The sequence below is a fragment of the Micromonospora sp. WMMC241 genome (assembly GCF_027460165.1).
GTDB lineage: Bacteria > Actinomycetota > Actinomycetes > Mycobacteriales > Micromonosporaceae > Micromonospora > Micromonospora humi.
Window position 1 is genome coordinate 1,381,411 of the sequence record NZ_JAPZBF010000001.1, and the last position, 22,661, is coordinate 1,404,071.

Here is a 22,661-nt window from a genome sequence, read left to right on the forward strand (position 1 = left end):
ATGAAGGCGCCGATAGCGAACCGTCACGCATTCGTCATATTCGCCCACGGGTTGCCGGTCGGTGTCGCCGTCCCATTCCGGAAGTCGGCCCGGCACCCGTCGGAACGACTTCCGGGAATTGTGCGTCGTCCGGCGTGGCAGGGCATACTCGCCGGATGCCCGATCAGCCCCGGCCCCCGGCGGCGTCGCCGATGCTTGCCGCGCTGCGTGACGGCACCCGCGACCACCACGCCGCGGTGGAGCGCCGACTGGGCCTGCCGGACCGGATCCGCACGCGGGACGACCTCGCCGCCGCGCTGGCCACGCTGCTCGCCGCCTGGGGGCCGCTGGAGCGGGAGCTGGCCGCCGCGGACTGGTCCGGACTGCCGCTCGACCCCCGGGTCGGCGAGGCCGCCGCGTTGCTGCGGACCGATCTCGCCGCCCTCGGCGTCGCCGTCGACCGGCCGGCCGCCGGGTCGTCGGGCCTGGACCTCGACACCACCGCCCGGGCCGTCGGCGGCCGGTACGTCCTGCTCGGCAGTGCCCTGGGCGGCCGGGTCGTCGCGCCGGAGGTGGAGCGCCGGCTCGGCCTGCGCGCGGGGGAGGCGACCCGCTTCTTCCGCCGGGTCGGGGGCGCGCCGGGCCGCGACTGGCGGGCCTTCCGCTTCGCGGTGGCCGGTCGGGAGTGGTCGGCCGTGGAGGTGACGGCCGCGGTGGACGCCGCGCGGTCGACGTTCGACCTGGTCGGTCGCGTCGAGGTGGTCCGCCCCTCCGGCTGACGGTCATCCCGGACGGGCGGGGCCCAGGTCTCTCGCGACGACCCGCAGTGCGCGGGCCAGTTCCTCCGCCGAGGGGGCGGCGGCCGGGTCGACCAGCCACTGGGCGGCCACGCCGCCGAGCAGCGCCTGGTGGAACGCGCCGAGCGTGAGCGCGGTGGCCTCGTCGGCGCTCGGGTCGAGCCGGTGGAACACCTCGGCCAGGCCGAGGCGCGCCCGGCGGTTGGCCGCGGCGAACGCCTCGCGCAGCTCGGGGGAGCGGTCCATCCGGGCGATGAGTTCGAACTGGACCGCCCAGAGCGGACGCAGCCGGGCGAACGATTCGATGATCCGTTCCCAGGCCGACTCGAACCGCCGCTCCGGGTCGTCGTCGTGCGCCAGCGCGCGGTCCAACTCCTCGCCCCACTCCGCCATCGCCTCGACGAGCGCCTCGTCGAGCAGCGCCCGGGTGGTGCGGAAGTGGTAGCCGATGGCGGCCAGGCTGGTGCCGGCCGCGGCGGCGACGTCGCGCGCGGTGGTGTCGGCGTAGCCCTTCTCGATCAGGCAGCGCTTCGCGCCGGCGAGCAGGTCCTCCCGGTTTCCCATGCGGACAGCGTACCGAACCGGTAGAACATTTGTCTTGCACAGACGTGTGACACACCCGTACCGTCGTGACCATGACCGATGTCCTGATCTCCGGCGGCGGTGTCGCCGGCTCCGCGCTCGCCTGGTGGTTGCGTCGCCACGGCTTCCGGCCCACCGTCGTCGAGCGGGCCCCGGCCCCCCGCGACGGTGGCTACAAGGTCGACGTCCGGGGCTCGGCCCTGACCGTGCTCGACCGGATGGGCCTGGCCGGGCCGGTCCGCGCCCACGACACCGGGATGCGGCTGGCCCGCTTCCTCGACCCGCGCGGCCGGCAACTCGCCACCATGGACGCCGCGCTCTTCGGCGGCCGGTCGGCCGGCGACGTCGAGATCATGCGCGGCGACCTGACCCGGATCCTGCGGACCGCCGCCGGCGACGTGGAGCACCGCTTCGACGACTCGGTCACCGCGCTGCGCGCCGACGCCGACGGGGTGGACGTGACGTTCGCCCGGGGCGACCACCGCCGCTTCGACCTGGTGATCGGCGCCGACGGCCTGCACTCGACGGTACGCCGGCTCGCGTTCGGCCCGGCGTCGGCGCACCTGCGCCCGCTCGGGCACCACATCGCCATCTGCACCGTGCCGGCCGCCCTCGGTGAGGAGCGGGTCGAACTGCTGCACCCGGCCCCCGGCCGGACCGTCGGTGTCTACCGGACCGCGGGCGCGCCCGACGCCCGGGCGCTGTTCCTCTTCCGCTCGCCCGCCGGCGAGCCCGACCCCGACGACGCGGCCGTGCTGGGCCGCGCGTTCGCCGACGCCGGCTGGCGGGTGCCCGAACTGCTCGCCGCGGCGGTCGACGCGCCCGACCTCTACCTCGACGCGATGAGCCAGGTGCGGATGGCGTGCTGGTCGACCGGCCGGGTCGGCCTCGTCGGCGACGCCGCGTACGCCGCTTCGCCGGCGTCCGGGCAGGGCACCAGCCTGGGCCTGGTCGGCGCGTACGTGCTGGCCGACGCGCTGGCCGGGGCGGGCGGGCGCCCGGCGGCCGGGTTCGCCGCATACGAGCGCCGGATGCGGCCGTTCGTCGCGGCGAACCAGGCGCTGGCCGAGCGGAACCTGAAGGGCATGGTGCTCGGCTCGGCCGGGCAGATCCGGTTCCAGACGACGATGCTGCGTCTCCTGCCGCACCTGCCCGGCCGGGAGCGGATGATCAGCCGGGTGGCCGAGCCGATCCGCCGGGCGTCCACCGCGATCACGCTGCCCGACGCGGCCTGAGCGTCAGCGGCGGTCCAGGCGTTCGGCGTACGCGTCGCGCAGCTCCGCCCAGCCGAAGTCCTTCGCCTCCGCGCCGCGGATCGGGCCGACCGGGTCGCCGTCGAGCAGGTGCCCGGCGACGTCCAGGCAGAGGTGCCAGCCGGCGGCCACCATCGGCGCCAGGTCGGGCCGGTCGATCCGGTGCCGCAGGGTCAGGGTGGTTCCGGCGCCGGTCCGGTCCAGGTCCCACCGGAGCAGGCCGTCGCCCCAGGTGTGCTCCAGCACGATCGGACGGTCGGCGCGCAGCACGGTCGCCGGCGCCGGATGGGTCCGGTCGCCGTCGACGGTGCTGAGCATGGCCTCGCCGGGACGGCCGAGGTCGCGGTCGGCGAGGAACGGCGCCCACTGGGCGAGCTGCCCGGGATCGGTCAACGCGGCCCACACCTTCTCGGGCGGGTGCCGCAGCTCCCGGACGAGAACGAGGTCCCACCGGTCGTCGACCGGGACCCGGTCGACGTCGGCGAGCGGGCCGGGGCGGAAGTCGTCACGCTGCATCGTCACTCCTGACGGTCGAGATGGCGCTCCAGGGCGTCGAGGTGCTCGGTCCACATCAGCCGGTACGGCCCGAGCCAGTCGTCCACCGCCCGCAGCGGCCGGGTGTCCACCCGGTAGATCCGCCGCTGCGCGGCGGTGCGGCAGGTGACCAGGCCCGCCTGGCGGAGCACCCGCAGGTGTTTGGAGACGGCGGGCTGGCTCATGCCCAGCGCGTCCACCAGCTCGCCGACGCTGCTCTCCGCCCGGCGCAGCCGGTCGAGGATGTCGCGGCGGGCGGGTTCGGCCAGCACGGCGAAGGCGTCCACGGTCACCCCGCCAATATGCCATCGCGGTTATATGCCGGTCAAGGCATATGCCCTGTCCCTATGCTCGGGGCATGACGATTCGGTGGGGCGTCGTGCTGCCCCAGGGCTGGCGGTCCGACCTCACCCACCTGACCGACCCGGTCGCGGCGTTCGAGGCCATGGTCGCGGTGGCCCGGGAGGCCGACGAGTTGGGCTGCCACTCGGTCTGGCTCTACGACCACGTGCAGGCCGTCTCCGGCGAGCCGGAGACCACGTTCGAGTGCTGGACCAGCCTCGCCGCGATCGCCCGGGAGACCCGCCGGGTGCGACTCGGCCAGATCGTCACCTGCAACGGCTTCCGCAACCCGGCGTTGCTGGCGAAGATGGCCGCCACCCTCGACGTGGCCAGCGCCGGCCGGGCCTTCCTCGGCCTCGGCGCCGGCTGGGACCAGCGCGAGTACGACGCCTACGGCTTCCCGCAGCCGTACCCGTCGACGGGGGAGCGGCTGACCCGGCTCGACGAGGCCGCCGCCGTGGTCACCGCCATGCTGCGTCGGCCGGTCAGCACCGTCGAGGGCCGGCACCACGGGGTACGCGAGGCGCAGAACGTGCCGACCGGGGCGACCGCCTCGCCCGTACCCCTGCTCGTCGGTGGCAGCGGCGAGAAGCGCACGCTGCGGACGGTGGCCCGCTACGCGGACGCCTGCAACCTGACCGACCACACCGACCCGGCGTTCTACCGGCACAAGCTGGACGTCCTGGCCGGGCACTGCGCCGACCTCGGCCGCGACCCCGCCACGATCCTGAAGACGGCGTCGTTCTCGGTCTTCACCGGCGCGACGGACGCCGAGGTGACGGCGCGGCTGGCCGGCCGGGACCGGGCGGCCACCGCCGCCGGCAGCGCCGTCGGCACCCCGGCCGAGCTGGTCGACGTCTTCGGCCGGCTGGTCGAGGCGGGAATGGAGTACTTCATCCTCTACTTCCACGAGCCGACCGACCTCGCCCCGATGCGGCTGTTCGCCCGGGAGGTCGCGCCGCACCTGGGTTGACCGCTCCTATGCTCGGGGTCATGGAACTGCGGATCTTCACCGAACCCCAGCAGGGCGCCAGCTACGACCAGCTGCTCGCCGTGGCGCGTCGCGCCGAGGAGACCGGCTTCGCCGCGTTCTTCCGCTCCGACCACTACCTGAAGATGGGTTCGGTGAGCGGCGACCCCGGCCCCACCGACGCCTGGACCACGCTCGCCGGCCTGGCCCGCGACACTACCCGGATCCGGCTCGGCACGCTGATGAGCGCCGCGACGTTCCGCCTGCCCGGCCCGCTCGCCATCGCCGTGGCGCAGGTCGACCAGATGAGCGGCGGCCGGGTCGAGCTGGGCATCGGCACCGGCTGGTACGCCGAGGAGCACGCCGCCTACGGCATCCCGTTCCCGCCGCTCGGTGAGCGGTTCGACCGGCTGGAGGAGCAGCTCGCGGTCATCACCGGGCTCTGGTCCACCCCGGCCGGCGCCACGTTCGACTTCCCCGGCAAGCACTACCCGGTCAGCGACTCGCCGGCACTGCCCAAGCCGGTGCAGCGTCCCCACCCGCCGATCCTGCTCGGCGGCATGGGCCCGAAGCGCACGCCCCGGCTCGCCGCCCGGTACGCCGACGAGTTCAACCTGCCGTTCGCCACGGTCGACGACACCACGGCGCAGTTCCGGCGCGTGCGGGACGCCTGCGCCGAGATCGGCCGGGACCCGTCCACCATGACCTGGTCCAACGCGCTGGTGCTCTGCTGCGGGCGCGACGACGCCGAGGTGGCCCGCCGCGCCGAGGCGATCGGCCGGGAGCCCGCCGAGCTGCGCGCGAACGGCGCCGCCGGCACGCCGGCCGAGGTGGTGGAGACGCTCGGCCGGTACGCCGAGGCCGGCGCCGGCCGGGTCTATCTCCAGGTGCTCGACCTGGCCGACCTGGACCACCTGGAGCTGGTCGCCGCCGAGGTGATGCCGCAGCTCTGAGCGGCCCGTCTCACCGCCGCGCCGGGCCCGCCGTGGCTTCGGGTGTCTCCGTCGTGGCCTCGGGCCTCCGTCGTGGCCTCGGGCCTCCGTCGGGAAGGCATCGATTGAATGCGGTATACCTCAGAGGCATGATTATGCCCGAGAGGTATAACCGTTTCGACCAGACAGCCGCTGACGGCCGTCACCGACTGTGACGGCGGCCGACTGTTCAGCCCGCGGTCGCCCGCCGTACGGTGTCGAGGCGGCCGTCCCGGTCGCTGTCCAGGTACATCACGTCCGGGACGCCGTCGCCGTCGATGTCGACCTGCACCACGTCAGCCACGCCGTCGCCGTCCAGGTCGGTCACCACCTCGACGGAGCCGTCCAGGTGCCGGGTCACGATCGACCGGGCCTGCCCGTCGCGCGGCGCCGGCCCCGGGTGGGGCGCCGGGGCGGGTTCGGGTTCCGGGGTCGGCGCCGGCACCGGCGCGGTCAGGTCCGGCCCGGCCTCGGCCAGGTCCTCCGTCAGGTCCGGGCCGACGCCGGTCGGGTCGATCTCCTCCTCCGACGGGTACACGTCACCGTGGAGGCTCGGGTCGCGGTAGCTGCTCATCCCGCCAGGATTCCCGCTGCGACCCCGGAGCAACCCTGCCCGCGCGCGATGGCGGATGATGCAGCGCATGACCGACACCAACTGGGCCGGCAACGTCCGCTGGTCGGCCCGGACCCGGCACCGGCCGACCTCCCTGGACGAACTGCGCCGGCTGGTCGCCGGGGCGGACCGGGTCCGGGCCGTCGGCACCGGTCACTCGTTCAACCGGCTCGGCGACACCACCGGCACCCAGATCGCGCTCGGCGGGCTGCCACCCACCGTGGCGCTCGACCCCGAGCGGGGCACCGTCACGGTCGCCGCCGGCGTGCGCTACGGCGACCTGGCCACGACGCTCCAGGCCCAGGGGTACGCGCTGGCGAACCTCGCCTCGCTGCCGCACATCTCGGTGGCCGGCTCGATCGCCACCGCCACCCACGGCTCCGGCGTCGCCAACCGCAACCTGGCCGCCGCCGTGGCCGCCCTGGAACTGGTCACCGCCGACGGCGACGTGCTCACCGTCGACCGGACCGACAGCCGGTTCGCCGGACTGGTGGTCAACCTCGGCGGGCTGGGCGTGGTCACCCGGCTCACGCTCGACGTGGTCCCCACGTTCCCGCTGCGGCAGTACGTCCGGCTCGGCCTGCCCCGGGAAGCCCTGGCGGAGGCGCTCGGCGCCGCGTACAGCGTCAGCGTCTTCACCGACTGGCGGTCGGAGCGCCTCGACCAGGTGTGGATCAAGCAGGATGCCGACCAGCCGCCGCCGGCCGCCGACTGGCTGGACACGGTGGCCGCCGAGACGCCGCAGCACCCGGTGCCGGGCATGTCGCCGGAGCACTGCACCGCGCAGCTCGGCGAACCCGGGCCGTGGCACGAGCGGCTGCCGCACTTCCGGCTCGGCTTCACCCCCAGCAGCGGCGACGAGTTGCAGTCCGAGTGGCACGTGGCCCGCGCCGACGCGGCGGCGGCGCTCGCCGCGCTCGACCCGGTCGCCGAGCGGATCGCCGCCGTGCTCCAGATCTGCGAGCTGCGTACGGTGGCCGCCGACGAGCTGTGGCTGAGCCCCAACTACCGCCGGGACACGCTGGCGGTGCACTTCACTTGGATCGGCGACCCGGTGGCGGTGGCGCCCGTGCTGGCCGAGGTGGAGCAGCGGCTCGCCCCGTTCGCGCCCCGCCCGCACTGGGGCAAGCTGTTCGAGCGCGACCCGGCCGCCGCGTACCCCCGGCACGCCGACTTCGCCGCTCTGCTGCGCGAGTTCGACCCGGCCGGGAAGTTCCGCACCGAGGAGATGGACCGCTACTTCCCCCGCGACTGAGGGTGCTGGGCGGCGGTCAGCGGCCGGCGGGTGACTGCGGGCGCAGGCTGCCGCGCTGCACGGCGCGGCTGATGTCGCTGGGCGAGACGATCCCGACCAGCCGGCCGTCGACCACCACCAGCGCCCGGCCGTCGGTGCACTCGTTCAGCCGGGGGAGCAGCTCGGTGAGCTGCTCGTCCGGGCGGGCCAGCACCAGCTCGTCGGCCCGGCAGGACACCTCGGCCAGGGTGGTCGACGGGCGGCGGTCCGCCGCGACGCCGCGTACCCGGTCGAGCGTGACCAGGCCGACCGGCCGGTCGTTCTCGGTCAGCGGCAGGGCCGAGTGCCGGTACGCGAAGAGGTAGTGGTCGACGAAGTCGGCCACGGTCAGGTCGCCGGACGCGGTCTGCGGCTGCGGCGTCATCACGTCGCCGACCCGGATGCCGCGCAGCGCGTCGCCCATCCGGGCCTGCCGCTCCTCCTGCCCGGCCGCGCCGATCAGGAACCAGCCGATCAGCGCCAGCCACAGCCCGCCGAACCCGGCCCCGCTGAGGAACCGCCACAGCCCGAGGCCGATCAGCACGATGCCCAGCACCCGGCCGGCGCCGGCGGCCACCACCGACGCGCGGGTCCGGTCGCCGGTGGCCTTCCACACCGCCGCGCGCAGCAGCCGGCCGCCGTCCAGCGGCGCCGCCGGCAGCACGTTGAAGAGCGCCAGCAGCACGTTGATGCCGGCCAGCCAGGACAGCGCGCCGAGCAGCAGCCCGTGCCCGCCGGCCACCGCCACGGCCACCGCGATCGCGCCGAACACCACGCCGATGACCAGGCTGACCAGCGGGCCCACGCCGGCGATCCGCAGCTCAGCGCCCGGGTCCTTGGCCTCGCCCTTCAGCTCGGCGACACCGCCGAAGAGCCAGAGGGTGATCCCCTCGACCTCGATGCCGTTGCGCTTGGCCACCACCGCGTGCGACACCTCGTGGGCGAGCAGGCCGAGGAAGAAGACCACCGCGGCGGCCAGGCCGGCCGCGAGGTAGGCCAGTGCGGAGTGGCCGGGGTACGAGCGCGGGAACAGGCTGCCCGACAGCGTCCAGGCGATCAGTACGAAGATGACCAGGACACTCCAGTTGACGCCGACAGGTACGCCGGCGACCTTTCCGAGCCGGAAACTCGCCCTCATCGCTCAGTGATACCCGCCCCACCCACCCCCACACCAGTCCCCACCGTGCTGAGCGCGCCGCGCTCGCCACGAAGCGGGCACCAGCGATGCTGGGACCATGACGCGGCGCATCAGCCTCAGCCTGCCCGACGACGTTGCCGAGTACGTCCAGCGTTCACCCGGCAGGACATCCGCCTTCATCGCGGACGTCCTGCGGCGGAAGATGCGAGCGGACGGGCTGCGGGTCCGGTGGGCAGAGCACGGCTACGCGGTTACCGACGAGAGCGTCGAACGCGCTCGCCGCCGGCTGGCGGAGCACCCGCCGATCAGCGACGAGCAGCACGACCGGAACATGCGGTGGCTGCGCCAGTTCGGCGACGCAGGTGCCTAGCTCCGATGGCAGACCGCCTCCAGGTTGATGCCGTGCGGATCCTGGACGAACGCGCCGTAGTAGTCGTCGTGGTACTCGGGGTGCACGGCGGGCGGCAGCAGCGACGTGGCCCCGGCGTCGAGCGCGGCACGGTGGAACGTGGCGACGTCCTCGCGGGTGTCGACGGTGAAGGCCAGGTGCATGTTCGTGCCGACCGTGCCGCCGTCGACGAGCCAGAAGTACGGCTTGACCCCGGCCAGCCCGAAGCCGGTCATGGCCGTCGGCTGGTTCGGGGTCGCGTTCGGTGGGATCTGGAGCATCTTGGTGATCCCGATGCTGGCCAGCACCGGTTCGTAGAAGGCCACGGCGGTGGCGAGGTCGGGCACGGCGATGTTGAGGTGGTCGATCCTGGACCCCGCGCGATCAAGACTCATGCCCCGAGCGTGCCCGCGATGGCGGTCACCCGGTGACCGCTACCCGGCGCGGTTGCGTCGGGGTGCCTCGCCGACCACGGTGGGGGAGAACTCGTTGGCCGCCTCGACGGCCCACTCCAGCGCGAAGTCGGCCTCCTCCTCCCAGCCCGGCTCGCCGCCGACGAAGTGCGACCGGCCGGGGAACTCCCGGTAGCCGGTGATCGCGGTCGAGCTGCGGTAGAGGTTGGCCAGGCTGGTGGCGAGCGACGGCGGGATGACGTGGTCCTCGCCGCCGGCGGTGATCAGCAGCGGGGCTCGGTCGGCGCGCTTGCGGTCGATCTCGGTGGCGGCGTTCGGGTCCAGGTTGGCGAAGGAGCCCTCGAACAGCACGTGGCCGGCGCCGGGGACGGCGTACCGCTCCCAGGCGGCGTCGGACTCGGCGCGGGTGAGCGTGTTGCCGAAGGCGTACCGGAAGTCCTCGGCGGTGAACGGCACGGCGCGGTGCCGGTTGGCCGGGTTGTGCAGGATGGAGAACCCGGAGCGCAGCGTGCTCAGTGGCAGCTTGAGCACGCCCTTGACCGGCGCGGGATGCACCCCGACGACGGCGGCGCCGAGCCGGCGGTCCAGCAGCAGTTGGGCGACCAGGCCGCCGAACGAGTGCCCCATCACGATCGGCGGCCGGGGCAGCTCCCGGATGATCGCCGCGTAGTGGTCGACGATGTCGGCGATCCGCTGGCCGGCGATCGGCGTGGGGTCGGCCCGCAGCTCCGCCGGTTCGCGGTCCATACCGGGCCAGGCCGGGGTGAGCACCCGGAAGCCGCGTGCCGCGTAGCGGTCGGCCCAGTGCTCCCAGCTGCGCGAGGTCATCCAGAGGCCGTGGATGAGCACGATCGTGTCGACGCGTCCGGTCGGTACGCCCATCCCGCGGTTTACCCGCCCCGGCGCCCCTCACTCCCGGCGCGGCTCGGTGAGAAGGGGCCCCTTCTCTACCGGAGGCGTTAACAAGGGGCCCCTCCTTATGCCTGACAAATGTAATGGGCGGAAGGTGACGGCCGCTCCGGAGGCCGGACCGCCGCAGGCCGGAGCATCGTTGGCATGACCGACACCGCACCGGCCGTCGAACTGGCCGGACTCACCAAGACCTACGGCCCGGTGACCGCCGTCGACGGGCTCAGCCTGCGGATCACCCCCGGTGAGGTGGTCGCCTTCCTCGGCCCCAACGGCGCCGGCAAGACCACCACCGTGGACATGCTGCTCGGCCTGGCCCGGCCGGACGCCGGGACCGTCCGGGTCCTCGGCGGCAGCCCGGCCGACGCCGTCCGGCACGGCCGGGTCGCCGCCGTGATGCAGACCGGTGGCCTGCTCAAGGACCTCACGGTCGCCGAGACGGTACGGATGACCGCGCACTTCTACGGCCACACCCGACCGGTGGCCGAGGTGCTGGAGCGCGCCGGCATCGCCGAGATCGCCGACCGGCCGGTGGGCAAGTGCTCCGGCGGCCAGCAGCAGCGGCTGCGGTTCGCCCTCGCGTTGCTGCCCGACCCGGACCTGATGGTGCTGGACGAGCCGACCACCGGCATGGACGTCGAGGGCCGGCGGGACTTCTGGCAGGCCATCCGCGCCGACGCCCGCTCCGGCCGGACCGTCCTGTTCGCCACCCACTACCTGGACGAGGCCGACGCGTACGCGGACCGGATCGTGCTGGTCCGGCAGGGCCGGGTGGTCGCCGACGGGACCACCGCCGAGATCAAGAACCTGGCCGCCGGCCGGGTCGTGCGGGCCACCCTGCCCGGCGCCGACCAGGCCGCGCTCGCCGCGTTGCCCGGGGTCCGCTCGGTCGAGGTACGCGGCGACGCGATCCTCGTGCACAGCGAGGACTCCGACGTCGTCGCCCGGCACCTGCTGACCCGGACCGACGCCCGGGATCTGGAGATCACCTCGCGCAACCTCGAGGACGCGTTCCTCGCCCTGACCGCCGCCTGACCTGCCCGGGAGCCTCGCCATGACCGCAACCACCTCGCCCGACACCACCACCGACCCGCGCCGGGCCGACCGTCGGCCGCCCGCCCTCGGCGGCTTCTCCGCCGGCGTGCTCGCCATCGAGATCCGCCGGGTGCTGCGCAACCGCCGCACCCTGATGTTCATCCTGGTCATGCCGGCGGTGTTCTTCCTCCTGTTCGGACTGCCCTCGCGCGGCGAGAAGCTGGACAACGGCCTGCCGGTCACCGGCTGGATCATGATCAGCCTGGCCGTGTACGCCGCCATGGTCGCCACCACCAGCGCCGGCGCGGCCGTGGCCACCGAGCGCGCACTGGGCTGGAGCCGGCAGTTGCGGCTCACCCCGTTGCGTCCTGCCGCGTACGTGGCCACGAAGGTGGCCACCGCCATGGTGCTGGGCCTGCTCGGCGTGCTCGTCGAGTTCGCCGTCGGCGCCGCCTCCGGGGTCCGGCTGCCGGCACACGTCTGGCTGGAGTCCGGCCTGACCGCCTGGATCGGCTCGCTCGTCTTCGCCGCGTTCGGTCTGTTCGTCGGCTACCTCGCCCCGGCCGAGAACGTCATGCAGTTCATGGGCCCGGCACTGGCCATCCTGGCCATGCTGGGCGGTCTGTTCGTTCCTCTCGATCTGCTGCCCGACGTGATGCAGCAGATCGCCAAGTTCACCCCGGTGTACGGGGTCGGTCAGCTCGCTCGCGCGCCGCTGACCGGCACCGGGGTGGACTGGGCGGCGGTCGCCAACGTCGCCGCCTGGACCGCCTTCTTCGGTCTGGGCGCGGCCCGCCTGTTCCGCCGCGACACCACCCGGGTCTGACCGGGGCGGCGGGCACTAGCGTGGTGGGCGTGACGTCGCCGACCGCCCCGGCCCGGCCGGTGAACCGCCGCCACTGGCGGTTCACCGGCTGGCTGCTGGCGGCGGTCTGGCTCTTCTTCCTCAACATCCCGTTCGTCACCGCGCTGCACCAGCCGGAGCTGTGGCGACGCCTGCTCGGCCTCGGCTCGGTGCTCGCGTTCGCCGTGGCGTACGTGCTGATCTTCGAGTGGGGTCGGAGCCGCCGGCAACGGCACCTTCCGATCCCGGCCGGCCGGGCCCGACTGCTGATCGCGCTGCTGCTCGCGCTCGGCCTGGCCGGTATCCCGGGCACCGACGGCGACTGGCTGGCCACACTGGTCTTCGTGGCCGCCGCCGCGGTGTTCCTGCTGCCGTCGGTCGAGTCCCTGGTCGTGGTGGTGCTGGCCGCGGCGACCCCGCCGGTGACGTCGCGCCTCGTCTCCGGCTGGGAGTCGGAGAGCACCGTGGTGTTCGCGGTGCTGCTCGCGTCGTTCGCCATGTTCGGGGTGAGCCGGCTGGCCCAGCGCAACGGCGAGCTACAGGCCGCGCAGCAGGAGATCCACCGGCTCGCGGTGGCCGAGGAACGTGCCCGCACCGCCCGGGACCTGCACGACATCCTCGGGCACTCGCTCACCGTGGTGGCGGTCAAGGCCGAGCTGGCCGGCCGGCTGCTGGAGCTGGACCCGGCCCGCGCGGCCGTGGAGATCGCCGACGTGGAGCGGCTGGCCCGGGAGGCGCTGGCCGACGTGCGGGGCACCGTCGGGGCGTACCGCGGGGTGGATCTGGCCTCCGAACTCGCCGGCGCCCGGTCGGCGCTGGCCGCGGCGGGCATCGTCGCGGAGCTGCCGGAGACGGTGCCGGAGCTGCCGGCGAACCGGGACGAGTTGTTCGGCTGGGCGGTCCGCGAGGGGGTGACGAACGTGGTGCGGCACAGCGGCGCGCGGCGCTGCGTGATCCGGGTCGACCCGGCGGCGGTCGAGGTGGGCGACGACGGCCGGGGGCCGGCCGGCGAACCGGCGGGCGCCGGGCACGGGCTGGTCGGGCTGCGCGAGCGGGCCGGCCGGTTGGATGCGACAGTGACGGTGGCCCGGGCGCCCGGTGGGCGGGGCTTCCTGCTCCGGGTCACGGTGCCGCAGACGAACGGGAGGGCCCGCGGGTGACCGGGTCGATCAGGCTGCTGCTCGCCGACGACCAGGCGCTGGTCCGGGGCGCGCTGGCCGCGCTGCTGTCGCTGGAGCCGGACCTCACCGTGGTGGCGGAGGTGAGTCGGGGCGACGAGGTGGTGCCGGCGGCGCTGCGCACCCGGCCCGACGTGGCGCTGCTCGACGTGGAGATGCCCGGGATGGACGGGGTGGCCGCGGCGGGCGCGCTCCGGTCCGCGCTGCCCGACTGCCGGGTGTTGGTGGTGACCACGTTCGGCCGGCCCGGCTACCTGCGCCGGGCGATGGAGGCGGGCGCGAACGGCTTCGTGGTCAAGGACACCCCGGCCCGTCAGCTCGCCGACGCGGTCCGCCGGGTGCACGCCGGCCTGCGGGTGGTCGACCCGACGCTGGCCGCCGAGACGTTGGCGACCGGGTCGAGCCCGTTGACCGAGCGGGAGACCGAGGTGCTGCGGACGGCCCGGGGCGGCGGCACGGTGGCGGAGCTGGCCGCGACGCTGCACCTCTCCGAGGGCACGGTCCGCAACCACCTGTCGTCGGCGATCGGTAAGACCGGCGCCCGCAACCGCGCCGACGCCGTCCGCCTGGCCGAGGCCAACGGCTGGCTGCTCGGGTAGAAGGAGGGGCCCCCTGTTAACGCCTGCGGTAGAGAAGGGGCCCCTTCTCACGCCCACCTGTTAAAAGGGGGCCCCTCCTTACACGCGGTCGACGACGACGAGGCTGGTGCCGGGGGGCAGGGCGGCGAGGAGTTGGCGCTGGGCGGAACGGGTCAGCCGGATGCAGCCGTTGGTGACGTTCTCGCCGAGTGTGTCGTCGTTGTACCAGGTGTGCAGTCCGATGTGGGCGCCGCGTAGGCCGGTGGGCACCGCGTCCGGGTCGTCGGGGATCGCGCCGAGCGCGAAGATGTCGACGCCGCCGTAGACGTCCTGCGGGGGCGGCGTCCGACCGAGGACGAACGTGCGGCCGAGCGGGGTGAGCTGGCCGGCCATGCCGAGACTGACCGGCCAGGTGTGGACCGCGCGCCCGTCCCGGAGCCAGGTGAGCCGGTGGGTGCGGCGTTCCACCACGATCTGGTCGCGCAGCGCCACGGTGGTCCAGCCGCCGGCCGGCAGCCAGGCGATGGTGCGGTTGGCGGACGGGAGCAGCACCGCGGTCCAGCCGGCGCGGCGTTCCACGATCGGCATCGTCAGCCGGACGTCGCTGATGGTCGGGGCGAGGAACGCCAGCGGGCGGCCGCCGGGCGCGTCGTACGCGGCGACCTTCCCGTTGGGGCGTGCGCCCTCGCCCAGCGGTCGGGTGTCCGCCGGGGCCGGGTCGGCGGGGAAGCCGCGGGGCGCCGGGTCGTAGGTGATCACCGGCAGCGTGGCCGGCGCGGGTGCGGCGGGCGGGACGGACTCCGTCGTCGACGGGCCGCGCGGCGACGGTGTGGCGGTGGCGGGTGCGGCGACGACCGGCGTGGGCGCCGGGGGGCCGGCCAGCGCGCGGCCGACCAGCAGTGCGGTGGCCAGCAGCAGCGGTACGCCGAGCGCGGCGAACAGCCAGCCGGGTATCCGCCGCCCGGTAATCTGGTCGAAAGGCACGAAACTGACTCTATCCCACAAAAAAGCCCCCGCGCCGCGAACTGCGGCACGGGGGCTTCCGACAAACGGCGAGGTCAGCTCACCTTCGCTCCGACGTGGATGGCGATCCCGTCGTGCGCGTTGACGGTCGCGGCGAACCAACCCGACGAGTCCACCGTGACCACCGGTCCGCTGCACGAGCCGTTGCTGAACGTGCCGTGCATGACGTCGCAGTAGCGCCCGGCCGGCAGCCCGGTGTAGTAGGACCGGCCGCTCACCGCGGAGTCCTCGTCGTTGACCGTCAGGTAGCCCTTACCGGCCCGGCTGAACGCGATGTGCTGGTAGCCGTTGTCGTACCAGTTGGCGACCGCCGCGCCCTCGGTGGCGTTGCGGAAGCCGACCATGTTGGCGATGACCGGCCAGCGGTGCTCGCACTCCCAGCCGGAGTAGCAGGTGGTGTTGGTGATCCGGTTGCTGCCGTCCGAGGGCGGGCCCTGGTCCTTGTTGCCGAACGTGAAGCTCGACATCACCGCCGGGGTGCCGTAGGGCCAGGCCAGCATGAACGCGTTGGCCAGGGCGTACTCGCCGCGGTCGCGGTAGGTGAGCACGCCGCCGTCGCGCTGGGTGTCGTGGTTGTCGGTGAAGACCACCGCCGAACCGCCCGGCAGGTAGCCCCAGGACTCGCCGAAGTTCCTCAGGTACGCGAGCCGCTCGCTGTTGAACATCCGGGCCAGGTCCTTGCCGTACCGGAACTCGTGCACGTCGCCGTTGCCGGTGTACTCGGTCGGCTGGACCGGCTCACCCGCGCCGTAGATGACCTCCTGCACCAGGTAGGCCGGGCGGGACAGCTTCGCCTTGATCGCCGCGATGTCGGCGGCCGGCATGTGCTTGCTGCCGTCCAGCCGGAACCCGTCCACGCCGAGCGAGAGCAGGTCGTTGAGGTACGTGGCGAGCCGGGTGCGGACGTAGTCGGACTCGGTCTTCAGGTCGGCGAGGTTGACCAGCTCGCAGTTCTGCACCTCGTACCGGTCGTTGTAGTTGGCGATGTCGTTGTTGCCGTTGCGCCCGCAGTAGTGGAAGTCCTGCGAGGAGTAGGTGCCCGGGTAGTTGTAGTGCCCGTACGACGTGCCGGCCCACCCGGTGCCGCCGTTCTCCTGGCCGGACATGTGGTTGACCACGGCGTCGACGATCACCTTGACGCCGGCGTTGTGGCAGGTGTTCACCATGGACTGGAACTGGGCGCGGGTGCCCTTGCGGGACTCGATCCGGTAGCTGACCGGCTGGTAGGACACCCACCACGGGCTGCTGTTGACGTGCTCCTGCGGCGGGGACACCTGGACGTAGCCGTAGCCCTTGGGGCCGAGCGTGCTGGTGCACTCGCTTGCCACCGAGGTCCAGTTCCACTCGAAGAGCTGGACGATGACCTTCTTGCCGCCGGCGGGGGCGGCGACGGCCGGGGGTGCCGCCACGGTGGTCGGGACGAGCAGGCTCGCGGCGAGGGCCACGGCGAGCCCGATCGCGCGGCATCGGCGTCGATGCATCAGGACTCCTACGGGGGTGCGGGGGAGTGGGAGTGGAGCCTGGGGAGGGCGTCGGTGCCGGCTTCTTGCAGCCGACATTGAAATTTTCCGCAAGGTTACGAGCATGTTGCAAGAAATGTCAACGCATGGGCATCCGTCGTTGCGTACCGCGCTACACGCGCGTCCGGTCGGGACGGTTCGAGGATCCGGTCGAGAAATTCGCCACCGGAGGTGATCCGTCCGGGCCGTCGCTCCGTACCTGAGGTGGGAGCAGGGTCGGCCGGTGGGGGCGCCGCCGCGAGACGATCGAGGAGCAGATGGCCCGGGCACAGCAGAACGAGAAGGCGACGACCGTCCGGACCACCACCAGCAGCCGTGGTGTCCGGACCATGTCGAAGTCCGCGATGGTGGCACTCGTCGCCTCCGTGCTCGGCCTCGCGTGGGCGGGTGCGGAACTGGCCGGCGCCGGCGGCGCCATGTACTCGTACGGTTTCTTCTTCACCGAGTTCTTCGCCGGGGTGGTCACCCTGGTCTCGCTCAGCCTCACCGTGATGCTGGGGCTGCTCGCCACGGACCGGCTGGTGCTGCTCATCCGCCACCGGGTGCTGCTCCAGTCGGCGCACCGGGCCACCGGCGTACTCGGCGTGGTCGGGCTGGTCTTCCACGTCATCACCAAGATCGCGATCGGCCGGGCCGGACCGACCGACCTGGTGGTGCCGTTCGTCGGCGGCAACGGCCTCTACGTCGGGCTGGGCACCGTCGCCGCGCTGCTCATGGTCGGCGTGCTCTGGACCGGTCTGGTCCGGGTCCGGTTCGCCGGCGTCGGCCCCAAGTGGTTCTGGCGCTCGCTGCACTCGATGGCCTACGTCTCCTGGCCGTTCGCGCTCTTCCACGGCCTCAACGCCGGTCGGGCGGCGGCGGGCTGGGTGGTGCTCAGCTACCTCGCCTGCGTGCTGCTCGTGGTGGTGGCGCTGCTGGTGCGCGTCTCCGTCCACCTCGGCAAGCGCAGCCGCGAACAGCACCAGGCCGTCGCGCTGAACAAGGCGATGGCCGGCAAGGGCGAGGAGCGCACCGGCGTGTTCGCGGTCCTGAAGAGCAAGAAGACCGCCGGCAAGGAGGAGAGCGGCGCCGGCAAGGGCCGCTGGGCCGAGGCCACCGCCACCTGGACCGCGCCGGCCGGCACCGCCCGGCGACGCGACCCCGAGCGGTTCGCCGTACCGGTGGTGCCGGAGCCCGGGTCGCTGCGCGAGCCGGTCCGTGCGGCCGCCGCCCGGCGGCGCACCGAGGAGCCGGCCGAGCCGGAACGCCGCGCCCGGACCCAGGAGGTCCCGGCCGCGCGGCGCACCTCACGCCGCCGGGACGACGAGCGGGTGACCACCCGGGTACGCGACGACGAGCGTGAGCCGCGCCGGAGCCGGGACGCCGAGCGGGTGCCCGCGGTCCGGCGGAACACCGAGGAGATGGAGACGGTCGGCCGACGCGACGGAGAACGGTCCCGTCGCCGCCGGGCCCGGGTCGAGGAGGAGGCCGCGCAGTACTCCGCGCCGCCGGAGAGCGGTGGCCGGCACTCCGCCCCGCCGGACACCGGTGGCCGCCACTCCGCCCCGCCGGACAGCGGCCGGTACGCCACCCCGGCCGAGGTGGCCCGCTACTCGGCCCCGCCGCGTGCGACGGACGAGGCGGAGGAGCCGTGGGACAGCCCGCGCCGCTGGGCGGACGAGCCGATCTCCGCCGGCCCGATCTCCGCCGGCCCGATCTCCGCCGGCCCGATCTCGGCCGAGCCGCTCAGCGGTACCGGCCGGCGTTACCGCGACGAGGAGGACGTGCCCGAGGAGCCGGACTACTGGCGCCCGCCGGCCCGCTACGCCGCCGACGACGACGCGTTCGTCGACGACACCCCGACGCTCGTCGACTTGGCCTCCCGCCGGGCCATGCGCGCCACCAAGGAGACCCGCTCCGGGCGGCGCAAGAAGGCCGACGCGGACGCGGTCGACGGCGCGTACTGGGCCGGGCTGCGAGGTGAGGCCCGGTGATGCGAACGACCGTCCCGCCGGTCGCCTGCGTCGGGGAGCCCCGCCTGACCGCCGGCTTCTCCGAGTTCGGCCGGCTCGACCTGCTCGCCCACGAGGAGGTGCACGGCCCGATCGGCCCGATGGAGCCGGCCGCGCTGCTGCGGCTCGCCGAGGCGATCGACCTCAAGGGCAAGGGCGGCGCCGGCTTCCCGTTCGCCCGCAAGCTGCGCGCGGTGCTGGAGTCCTGCGAGCGGCAGGACCTCGCCGCCGTGGTGGTGGTCAACGCCACCGAGGGGGAGCCGGCCAGCTGGAAGGACAAGGTGCTGCTCACCCGGGCCCCGCACCTCATCCTGGACGGTGCCGCGCTGGCCGCGTTCGCGCTGGACGCCGAGGAGATCGTGATCGGGGTGGCCGACGACGACGTGGGCCGGCCCTCGCTCACCGAGGCGCTGCAGGAACGGCGGATGCCGGTGCCGACCACCATCGTCACCGTGCCGCACCGGTTCATCTCCGGTGAGGGCGGCGCGCTGGTCAACGGCATCAACGGCCTGCCGCACATCCCGCCCGGCACCAAGAAACGCTCCAGCGACTCCGGCGTCAACGGGCTGCCCACCCTGCTCTCCAACGCCGAGACCTACGCCCAGCTCGCCATCGCCGCCCGGATCGGCCCGTACGAGTACGCGGCGCTCGGCACCGACGACGAGCCGGGCACGGTGCTGCTCACCGTCACCGGGTCGGCGAAGCGGCCGGCCGTGGTGGAGTGCGCCGCCGGCACCCCGTTGCGGGAGATCCTCGACCTGTGCGAGGTGCCGCCGGGCCCGGGCATCCTGATGGGCGGCTACCACGGCAAGTGGATCACCGCCGAGGCGGCGGCGCGGGCCGAGGTCTCCCGCCGGGGGCTCACCGCCGTCGGCGGCACGCTCGGCGCCGGCATCATCGTGCCGCTCGGCGTCGACACCTGCCCGCTCGGCGAGGCCGCCCAGGTGGTCCGCTACCTGGCCGGCGAGTCCGCCGGGCAGTGCGGGCCGTGCAAGATGGGCCTGCCCGACCTGGCCCGCTCGGTCGACCTCGCGGTCTCCGGCAGCGCGCCGATCGAACTGGTCCGGGCGGCGGCCGGCGACGTGAAGGGGCGCGGCGCGTGCAGCCACCCCGACGGCACCGCCCGGTTCGCGCTCTCCGCCATGGAGGTGTTCGCCGACGACCTGCGGCTGCACGCCACCGGGGAGGGCTGCGGCAAGCGGGTCAAGGGCGTGATGGGCCTGCCCGGAGCGCCCGACGGCAACCCGCAGAAACTCACCCTGGACTGGTCCCGCTGCGACGGGCACGGGCTCTGCGCGCACGTGGTGCCGGACTTCATCCGGCTCGACGGCAACGGCTACCCGGCCTTCCCGCCCACCCCGGTGCCGACCTGGCTGCGCGAGGGCGCGCTCAAGGCGGTCAAGGTCTGCCCCGAACTCGCGCTGCGGCTGGTCAAGTCCGAGTAGCCGGCCGACCACACCAGGAGGCGCCGATGTCGTCCCGTACCGTCCGTCACCTCGGCGCCGCCGCCGTGCTCGCCGCCACCGCGGCCTGCGCGGTCGGTCCGGAGCGGGCCGCGCCCGTGGACGCGGCGGTGGCCGCCGCGCCCTCCGCGACCGCCACGGCGTCCCCGGCCGGGGAGACCCCGACCCCGCCGGCCCCGGTGCCGAAGACGCTGTCGTTCGCCGGGAAGACCCTCGACGGTACGGCGTTCTCCGCCGCCGCCCTGGCCGGGCGGCCGGTGGTGCTCTGGTTCTGGGCGCCCTGGTGCGCCACCTGCGCCAGCCAGGCGTGGACCGTCGCCGAGATCGCCCCGAAGTACCGGGACACCGTGCCGATCGTCGGCGTCGCCGGGCTGGGCGAGCAGAAGGCGATGAAGGAGTTCGTCACCGAGTTCGAGCTGGCCGGCACGCCGCAGCTCGACGACCGCGCCGGCGCGGTGTGGCGCCGGTTCAAGGTGGCCGAGCAGAGCACGTTCGTGATCCTCGACCGGAACGGGAAGGTGGTCCACCAGGGCTTCCTGGACGGCGAGTCACTCACCCGGCAGGTCGAGACGCTGGCCCGGGGATGACCGGCGCGCTGCTGCTCGCGCTGACCGCCGGCATGCTCGGCGCGGTCAACCCGTGCGGCTTCGCGATGCTGCCCGCGTACCTGTCGTTGCTGGTGGCCGGCCCCGGCGACGGACGCGGCGCGGTCGGCCGGGCGCTCACCGCGACGGCCGGGCTGACCCTGGGGTACGCGCTGGTCTTCGGCGCGTTCGGGCTGGCCGTGGCGCCGGCCGCCGACTGGCTGCGCCCCCGGCTGCCCTGGCTGACCGTCACCCTCGGCGTGCTGCTGGCGCTGGCCGGTGTCTGGCTGCTCGCCGGCCGGCGGCTGCCCACACCGCGCCCGTTCGCCACCGCGCCCCGGCTGACCCGCACCTGGCCGTCCATGGTGGTGTTCGGCGCGGCATACGCGCTCACGTCGCTGACCTGCGCGATCGCGCCGTTCCTGGCGATCGTGGTGACGAGCCTGCGGGCCGGCTCACCGCTGCGCGGGCTGGCGCTGTTCGGCGCGTACGCCCTCGGGATGGCGCTGGTGGTCGGCGTGGCCGCGCTCGCCGTGGCGCTGCTGCGCGGCCGGGTGCTGGCCCGGCTGCGCGGCGCCGGCGCGTGGGTGCCGCGCCTGAGCGGCCTGGTGCTGCTGGTCGCCGGCGGCTACGTCGCCTGGTACGGCTGGTACGAGGTGCGGCTGGCGCTGGGGCGGCACGACGCCTTCGGCGACCCGGTGGTGCGGGCCGCCGCCGCCGTCCAGCAGGCGCTGGTGCGCACGTTGGACGGCGCCGGCCCGGCGTTGCTCGCGGCGCTCGCGCTCGTGCTGCTCGCGCTGTGTGTAAGGAGGGGCCCCCTGTTAACGCCTCCGGTAGAGCAGGGGCCCCCTGTTAACACCACGGGAGACGCGCGACGGGGGCCGGCGGAACCGGCCCCCGTGCGGGAGGTGATCAGCGAGAAGCGGTGAGGCGGTCGGTGCCGAGCTTGTCGCGCAGCACCTCGGGGACCACCACCGAGCCGTCCGGCTGCTGGCACTGCTCCAGGATCGCCGGGAACAGGCGACTGGTGGCCAGCGCCGAACCGTTGAGCGTGTGCACGAACCGGGTCTGCTTGCCGCCCGGCTCGCGGTAGCGGATGGCCGCCCGGCGGGCCTGGTAGTCGCCGGCCCAGGAGACCGACGACACCTCCTTGTACTTGCCGGTGCTCGGCATCCACACCTCGATGTCCAGCGTCTTCTTCATCGAGGCGCTGGCGTCGCCGGCCGCGAGAAGGCTGGTCTGGAAGTGCAGGCCCAACTGGTCGACCAGGCCCTCCACGTGACCCACCATCGCCTCGAGCGCGGCGTCCGCCTGCTCCGGCAGCGTGAACTGGAAGATCTCCACCTTGTTGAACTGGTGGCCGCGCACCGTGCCCCGCTCGTCGGAGTGCGAGCCGGCCGCCTCGCGCCGGTAGCACGGCGTGTACGCGAACGCCTTCAGCGGCAGCTTCGGCGTCTCCAGGATCTCGTCCTGGTAGGCGCCGAGGATCGCCGTCTCCGACGTGGGCAGCAGGAACTGGCCGCGCGGGGCGGACTGCTTGTCGAGGTGGTAGACGTCGTCGTAGAACTTGGGGAACTGCCCGGCGGCGAAGCCGGCGGTGTCCAGCAGCAGGTGCGGCGGGAGCAGGAACTCGTAACCGGCCTGGATGTTCCGCTCGATCAGCCAGTTGACCAGCGCCCACTCCAGCCGGGCGCCCATGCCGGTGTACATCCAGAAGCCGGAACCGCCGAGCTTCACGCCCCGCTCGTGGTCGACCAGCCCGAGCGCACGGCTCAGCTCCACGTGGTCGCGGACCTTCTCGATGGCCGGCGCCTCGCCGAACGTCCGCACCACCCGGTTGGCCTCCTTGCCGCCGGCGACCACGTCGTCGGCGGGCAGGTTGGGCAGCTCGCTCATCGCCGAGCGGAGCCGGGACTGCACCTCGTCGAGCTGGGACTCCAGCTCCGCGAGCTGCTTGCGCTCGGCCTCCGGCGCGGACGGCTGCGGCGTGGCGCCGGACCGCTTCGCCTCCGCGTACGCGCGCGCCTCGGCCTTGCGGCGCTGCCGCTCGGCGTCGATCTCCGTGATCAGGGCGCGTCGCTCCTGGTCGAGCCGCTGGATGTCGTCCAGCGCCCGGGTGACCTCGGCGGGATCCAGACGCTTCGCCAGCGCGGTCGCCACCGCCTCGCGATCCTTCCGGATCAACTCCATGTCGAGCATGCTGCTCGTACGCCTCCGTCCAGGCAGTCAGGTGGGACCCACAGATGCTACCGTCGCGGCCCCGCCGGCCCGGGCCGGCCCGGT

General features: G+C 74.0%; 24 protein-coding genes. 14 read left to right on the forward strand and 10 right to left on the reverse strand.

Annotation, left to right across the window (positions count from 1 at the left end; genetic code table 11):
- The first annotated feature begins 155 nt into the window (after positions 1-155).
- The gene (locus O7598_RS06705) at positions 156-758 is read left to right on the forward strand and encodes a biliverdin-producing heme oxygenase (RefSeq protein ID WP_269690489.1); all 603 of its coding nucleotides are present in this window, start codon (positions 156-158) and stop codon (positions 756-758) included.
- 3 nt (positions 759-761) lie between these two features.
- On the opposite strand, the gene O7598_RS06710 is transcribed toward O7598_RS06705, so the two are convergent.
- Positions 762-1,340, reverse strand: coding sequence for a TetR/AcrR family transcriptional regulator (locus O7598_RS06710; protein ID WP_269690490.1), 579 nt, complete (start codon positions 1,338-1,340; stop codon positions 762-764).
- Between the two features lie 71 nt (positions 1,341-1,411).
- On the opposite strand from O7598_RS06710, the gene O7598_RS06715 reads away from it, so the two are divergent.
- Positions 1,412-2,593 carry an FAD-dependent monooxygenase gene (locus O7598_RS06715; protein WP_269690491.1) on the forward strand — a complete coding sequence of 394 codons (1,182 nt, stop codon included), beginning with the start codon at positions 1,412-1,414 and terminating at the stop codon, positions 2,591-2,593.
- A 3-nt stretch (positions 2,594-2,596) separates the two neighbouring features.
- Here the strand turns inward: O7598_RS06715 and O7598_RS06720 are convergent, their stop codons facing one another.
- Both O7598_RS06720 and O7598_RS06725 read right to left on the reverse strand, forming a co-directional pair.
- Positions 2,597-3,127: an SRPBCC family protein gene (locus O7598_RS06720; RefSeq protein WP_269690492.1), complete on the reverse strand. Its 531-nt coding sequence runs from the start codon at positions 3,125-3,127 to the stop codon at positions 2,597-2,599.
- Positions 3,128-3,129: 2 nt separating this feature from the next.
- Positions 3,130-3,438, reverse strand: a complete 309-nt coding sequence (locus O7598_RS06725; RefSeq protein WP_269690493.1) for an ArsR/SmtB family transcription factor — start codon at positions 3,436-3,438, stop codon at positions 3,130-3,132.
- Between the two features lie 65 nt (positions 3,439-3,503).
- Between O7598_RS06725 and O7598_RS06730 the strand changes: the two genes are divergently transcribed.
- On the forward strand, positions 3,504-4,460 hold the full coding sequence (locus tag O7598_RS06730; protein WP_269690494.1) for a TIGR03560 family F420-dependent LLM class oxidoreductase: 957 nt from the start codon (positions 3,504-3,506) through the stop codon (positions 4,458-4,460).
- Between the two features lie 20 nt (positions 4,461-4,480).
- Entirely contained in the window at positions 4,481-5,410 is a 930-nt protein-coding gene (locus O7598_RS06735) for an LLM class F420-dependent oxidoreductase (protein WP_269690495.1), read from the forward strand.
- A 208-nt stretch (positions 5,411-5,618) separates the two neighbouring features.
- Here the strand turns inward: O7598_RS06735 and O7598_RS06740 are convergent, their stop codons facing one another.
- A complete protein-coding gene (locus O7598_RS06740; RefSeq protein ID WP_269690496.1) occupies positions 5,619-6,002 on the reverse strand; it encodes a hypothetical protein in 384 nt (127 codons plus the stop codon).
- A 67-nt stretch (positions 6,003-6,069) separates the two neighbouring features.
- Here O7598_RS06740 and O7598_RS06745 point away from each other — a divergent pair, with 67 nt between their 5' ends.
- Positions 6,070-7,296: an FAD-binding protein gene (locus O7598_RS06745; RefSeq protein WP_269690497.1), complete on the forward strand. Its 1,227-nt coding sequence runs from the start codon at positions 6,070-6,072 to the stop codon at positions 7,294-7,296.
- A 16-nt stretch (positions 7,297-7,312) separates the two neighbouring features.
- On the opposite strand, the gene O7598_RS06750 is transcribed toward O7598_RS06745, so the two are convergent.
- Positions 7,313-8,452, reverse strand: a complete 1,140-nt coding sequence (locus tag O7598_RS06750) for a site-2 protease family protein (RefSeq protein WP_269690498.1) — start codon at positions 8,450-8,452, stop codon at positions 7,313-7,315.
- Between the two features lie 97 nt (positions 8,453-8,549).
- On the opposite strand from O7598_RS06750, the gene O7598_RS06755 reads away from it, so the two are divergent.
- Positions 8,550-8,822, forward strand: a complete 273-nt coding sequence (locus O7598_RS06755) for a hypothetical protein (RefSeq protein ID WP_269690499.1) — start codon at positions 8,550-8,552, stop codon at positions 8,820-8,822.
- Here the strand turns inward: O7598_RS06755 and O7598_RS06760 are convergent.
- Together O7598_RS06760 and O7598_RS06765 are read right to left on the reverse strand one after the other, a co-directional pair.
- Entirely contained in the window at positions 8,819-9,235 is a 417-nt protein-coding gene (locus O7598_RS06760; protein WP_269690500.1) for a VOC family protein, read from the reverse strand. The genes O7598_RS06755 and O7598_RS06760 overlap by 4 nt on opposite strands.
- Before the next feature lie 39 nt (positions 9,236-9,274).
- Positions 9,275-10,135 carry an alpha/beta hydrolase gene (locus O7598_RS06765; protein ID WP_269690501.1) on the reverse strand — a complete coding sequence of 287 codons (861 nt, stop codon included), beginning with the start codon at positions 10,133-10,135 and terminating at the stop codon, positions 9,275-9,277.
- Between the two features lie 174 nt (positions 10,136-10,309).
- Between O7598_RS06765 and O7598_RS06770 the strand changes: the two genes are divergently transcribed.
- Genes O7598_RS06770 through O7598_RS06785 form a run of 4 tightly spaced genes read left to right on the forward strand, consistent with a single transcriptional unit; the run spans position 10,310 to position 13,818 of the window.
- A complete protein-coding gene (locus tag O7598_RS06770; RefSeq protein WP_269690502.1) occupies positions 10,310-11,197 on the forward strand; it encodes an ABC transporter ATP-binding protein in 888 nt (295 codons plus the stop codon).
- 19 nt (positions 11,198-11,216) lie between these two features.
- Positions 11,217-12,023 carry an ABC transporter permease gene (locus tag O7598_RS06775; protein WP_269690503.1) on the forward strand — a complete coding sequence of 269 codons (807 nt, stop codon included), beginning with the start codon at positions 11,217-11,219 and terminating at the stop codon, positions 12,021-12,023.
- 29 nt (positions 12,024-12,052) lie between these two features.
- Positions 12,053-13,201 (forward strand): sensor histidine kinase, encoded by a 1,149-nt coding sequence (locus O7598_RS06780; RefSeq protein ID WP_269690504.1) that lies wholly within the window; start codon positions 12,053-12,055, stop codon positions 13,199-13,201.
- Complete coding sequence (locus O7598_RS06785) at positions 13,198-13,818, forward strand: response regulator transcription factor (RefSeq protein ID WP_269690505.1); 621 nt, start codon at positions 13,198-13,200, stop codon at positions 13,816-13,818. Before O7598_RS06780 ends, O7598_RS06785 begins: the two co-directional genes overlap by 4 nt.
- 78 nt (positions 13,819-13,896) lie before the next feature.
- Here O7598_RS06785 and O7598_RS06790 read toward each other — a convergent pair whose 3' ends face one another.
- Together O7598_RS06790 and O7598_RS06795 are read right to left on the reverse strand one after the other, a co-directional pair.
- Positions 13,897-14,781, reverse strand: coding sequence for a L,D-transpeptidase (locus O7598_RS06790; RefSeq protein ID WP_269690506.1), 885 nt, complete (start codon positions 14,779-14,781; stop codon positions 13,897-13,899).
- A 74-nt stretch (positions 14,782-14,855) separates the two neighbouring features.
- Positions 14,856-16,301 (reverse strand): alpha-amylase, encoded by a 1,446-nt coding sequence (locus O7598_RS06795; protein WP_269690507.1) that lies wholly within the window; start codon positions 16,299-16,301, stop codon positions 14,856-14,858.
- 296 nt (positions 16,302-16,597) lie between these two features.
- Here O7598_RS06795 and O7598_RS06800 point away from each other — a divergent pair, with 296 nt between their 5' ends.
- From O7598_RS06800 to O7598_RS06815, 4 genes are read left to right on the forward strand one after another with little or no spacing between them, the layout of a single operon-like run.
- The gene (locus tag O7598_RS06800; protein ID WP_269690508.1) at positions 16,598-18,313 is read left to right on the forward strand and encodes a hypothetical protein; all 1,716 of its coding nucleotides are present in this window, start codon (positions 16,598-16,600) and stop codon (positions 18,311-18,313) included.
- The gene (locus O7598_RS06805) at positions 18,310-19,776 is read left to right on the forward strand and encodes an NADH-quinone oxidoreductase subunit NuoF family protein (protein ID WP_091058830.1); all 1,467 of its coding nucleotides are present in this window, start codon (positions 18,310-18,312) and stop codon (positions 19,774-19,776) included. The genes O7598_RS06800 and O7598_RS06805 overlap by 4 nt, the downstream gene beginning before the upstream one ends.
- 26 nt (positions 19,777-19,802) lie before the next feature.
- Positions 19,803-20,381: a TlpA family protein disulfide reductase gene (locus O7598_RS06810; RefSeq protein ID WP_269690510.1), complete on the forward strand. Its 579-nt coding sequence runs from the start codon at positions 19,803-19,805 to the stop codon at positions 20,379-20,381.
- Positions 20,378-21,307, forward strand: a complete 930-nt coding sequence (locus O7598_RS06815) for a cytochrome c biogenesis CcdA family protein (protein ID WP_269690511.1) — start codon at positions 20,378-20,380, stop codon at positions 21,305-21,307. Before O7598_RS06810 ends, O7598_RS06815 begins: the two co-directional genes overlap by 4 nt.
- On the opposite strand, the gene serS is transcribed toward O7598_RS06815, so the two are convergent.
- On the reverse strand, positions 21,291-22,577 hold the full coding sequence (serS, locus tag O7598_RS06820) for a serine--tRNA ligase (RefSeq protein ID WP_269690512.1): 1,287 nt from the start codon (positions 22,575-22,577) through the stop codon (positions 21,291-21,293). The two genes, O7598_RS06815 and serS, sit on opposite strands and share 17 nt — an antisense overlap.
- Positions 22,578-22,661: the final 84 nt, after the last annotated feature.

Bases quoted from the DNA above. Each gene is read 5' to 3' on its own strand.
- O7598_RS06755 (WP_269690499.1), top strand. From the start codon at position 8,550: ATGACGCGGCGCATCAGCCTCAGCCTGCCCGACGACGTTGCCGAGTAC.
- O7598_RS06800 (WP_269690508.1), top strand. From the start codon at position 16,598: ATGGCCCGGGCACAGCAGAACGAGAAGGCGACGACCGTCCGGACCACC.
- O7598_RS06770 (WP_269690502.1), top strand. From the start codon at position 10,310: ATGACCGACACCGCACCGGCCGTCGAACTGGCCGGACTCACCAAGACC.
- O7598_RS06760 (WP_269690500.1), bottom strand. From the start codon at position 9,235: ATGAGTCTTGATCGCGCGGGGTCCAGGATCGACCACCTCAACATCGCC.
- O7598_RS06795 (WP_269690507.1), bottom strand. From the start codon at position 16,301: ATGCATCGACGCCGATGCCGCGCGATCGGGCTCGCCGTGGCCCTCGCC.
- O7598_RS06715 (WP_269690491.1), top strand. From the start codon at position 1,412: ATGACCGATGTCCTGATCTCCGGCGGCGGTGTCGCCGGCTCCGCGCTC.
- O7598_RS06720 (WP_269690492.1), bottom strand. From the start codon at position 3,127: ATGCAGCGTGACGACTTCCGCCCCGGCCCGCTCGCCGACGTCGACCGG.
- O7598_RS06750 (WP_269690498.1), bottom strand. From the start codon at position 8,452: ATGAGGGCGAGTTTCCGGCTCGGAAAGGTCGCCGGCGTACCTGTCGGC.
- O7598_RS06765 (WP_269690501.1), bottom strand. From the start codon at position 10,135: ATGGGCGTACCGACCGGACGCGTCGACACGATCGTGCTCATCCACGGC.
- O7598_RS06735 (WP_269690495.1), top strand. From the start codon at position 4,481: ATGGAACTGCGGATCTTCACCGAACCCCAGCAGGGCGCCAGCTACGAC.
- O7598_RS06730 (WP_269690494.1), top strand. From the start codon at position 3,504: ATGACGATTCGGTGGGGCGTCGTGCTGCCCCAGGGCTGGCGGTCCGAC.
- O7598_RS06775 (WP_269690503.1), top strand. From the start codon at position 11,217: ATGACCGCAACCACCTCGCCCGACACCACCACCGACCCGCGCCGGGCC.
- serS (WP_269690512.1), bottom strand. From the start codon at position 22,577: ATGCTCGACATGGAGTTGATCCGGAAGGATCGCGAGGCGGTGGCGACC.
- O7598_RS06815 (WP_269690511.1), top strand. From the start codon at position 20,378: ATGACCGGCGCGCTGCTGCTCGCGCTGACCGCCGGCATGCTCGGCGCG.
- O7598_RS06740 (WP_269690496.1), bottom strand. From the start codon at position 6,002: ATGAGCAGCTACCGCGACCCGAGCCTCCACGGTGACGTGTACCCGTCG.
- O7598_RS06745 (WP_269690497.1), top strand. From the start codon at position 6,070: ATGACCGACACCAACTGGGCCGGCAACGTCCGCTGGTCGGCCCGGACC.
- O7598_RS06810 (WP_269690510.1), top strand. From the start codon at position 19,803: ATGTCGTCCCGTACCGTCCGTCACCTCGGCGCCGCCGCCGTGCTCGCC.
- O7598_RS06710 (WP_269690490.1), bottom strand. From the start codon at position 1,340: ATGGGAAACCGGGAGGACCTGCTCGCCGGCGCGAAGCGCTGCCTGATC.
- O7598_RS06705 (WP_269690489.1), top strand. From the start codon at position 156: ATGCCCGATCAGCCCCGGCCCCCGGCGGCGTCGCCGATGCTTGCCGCG.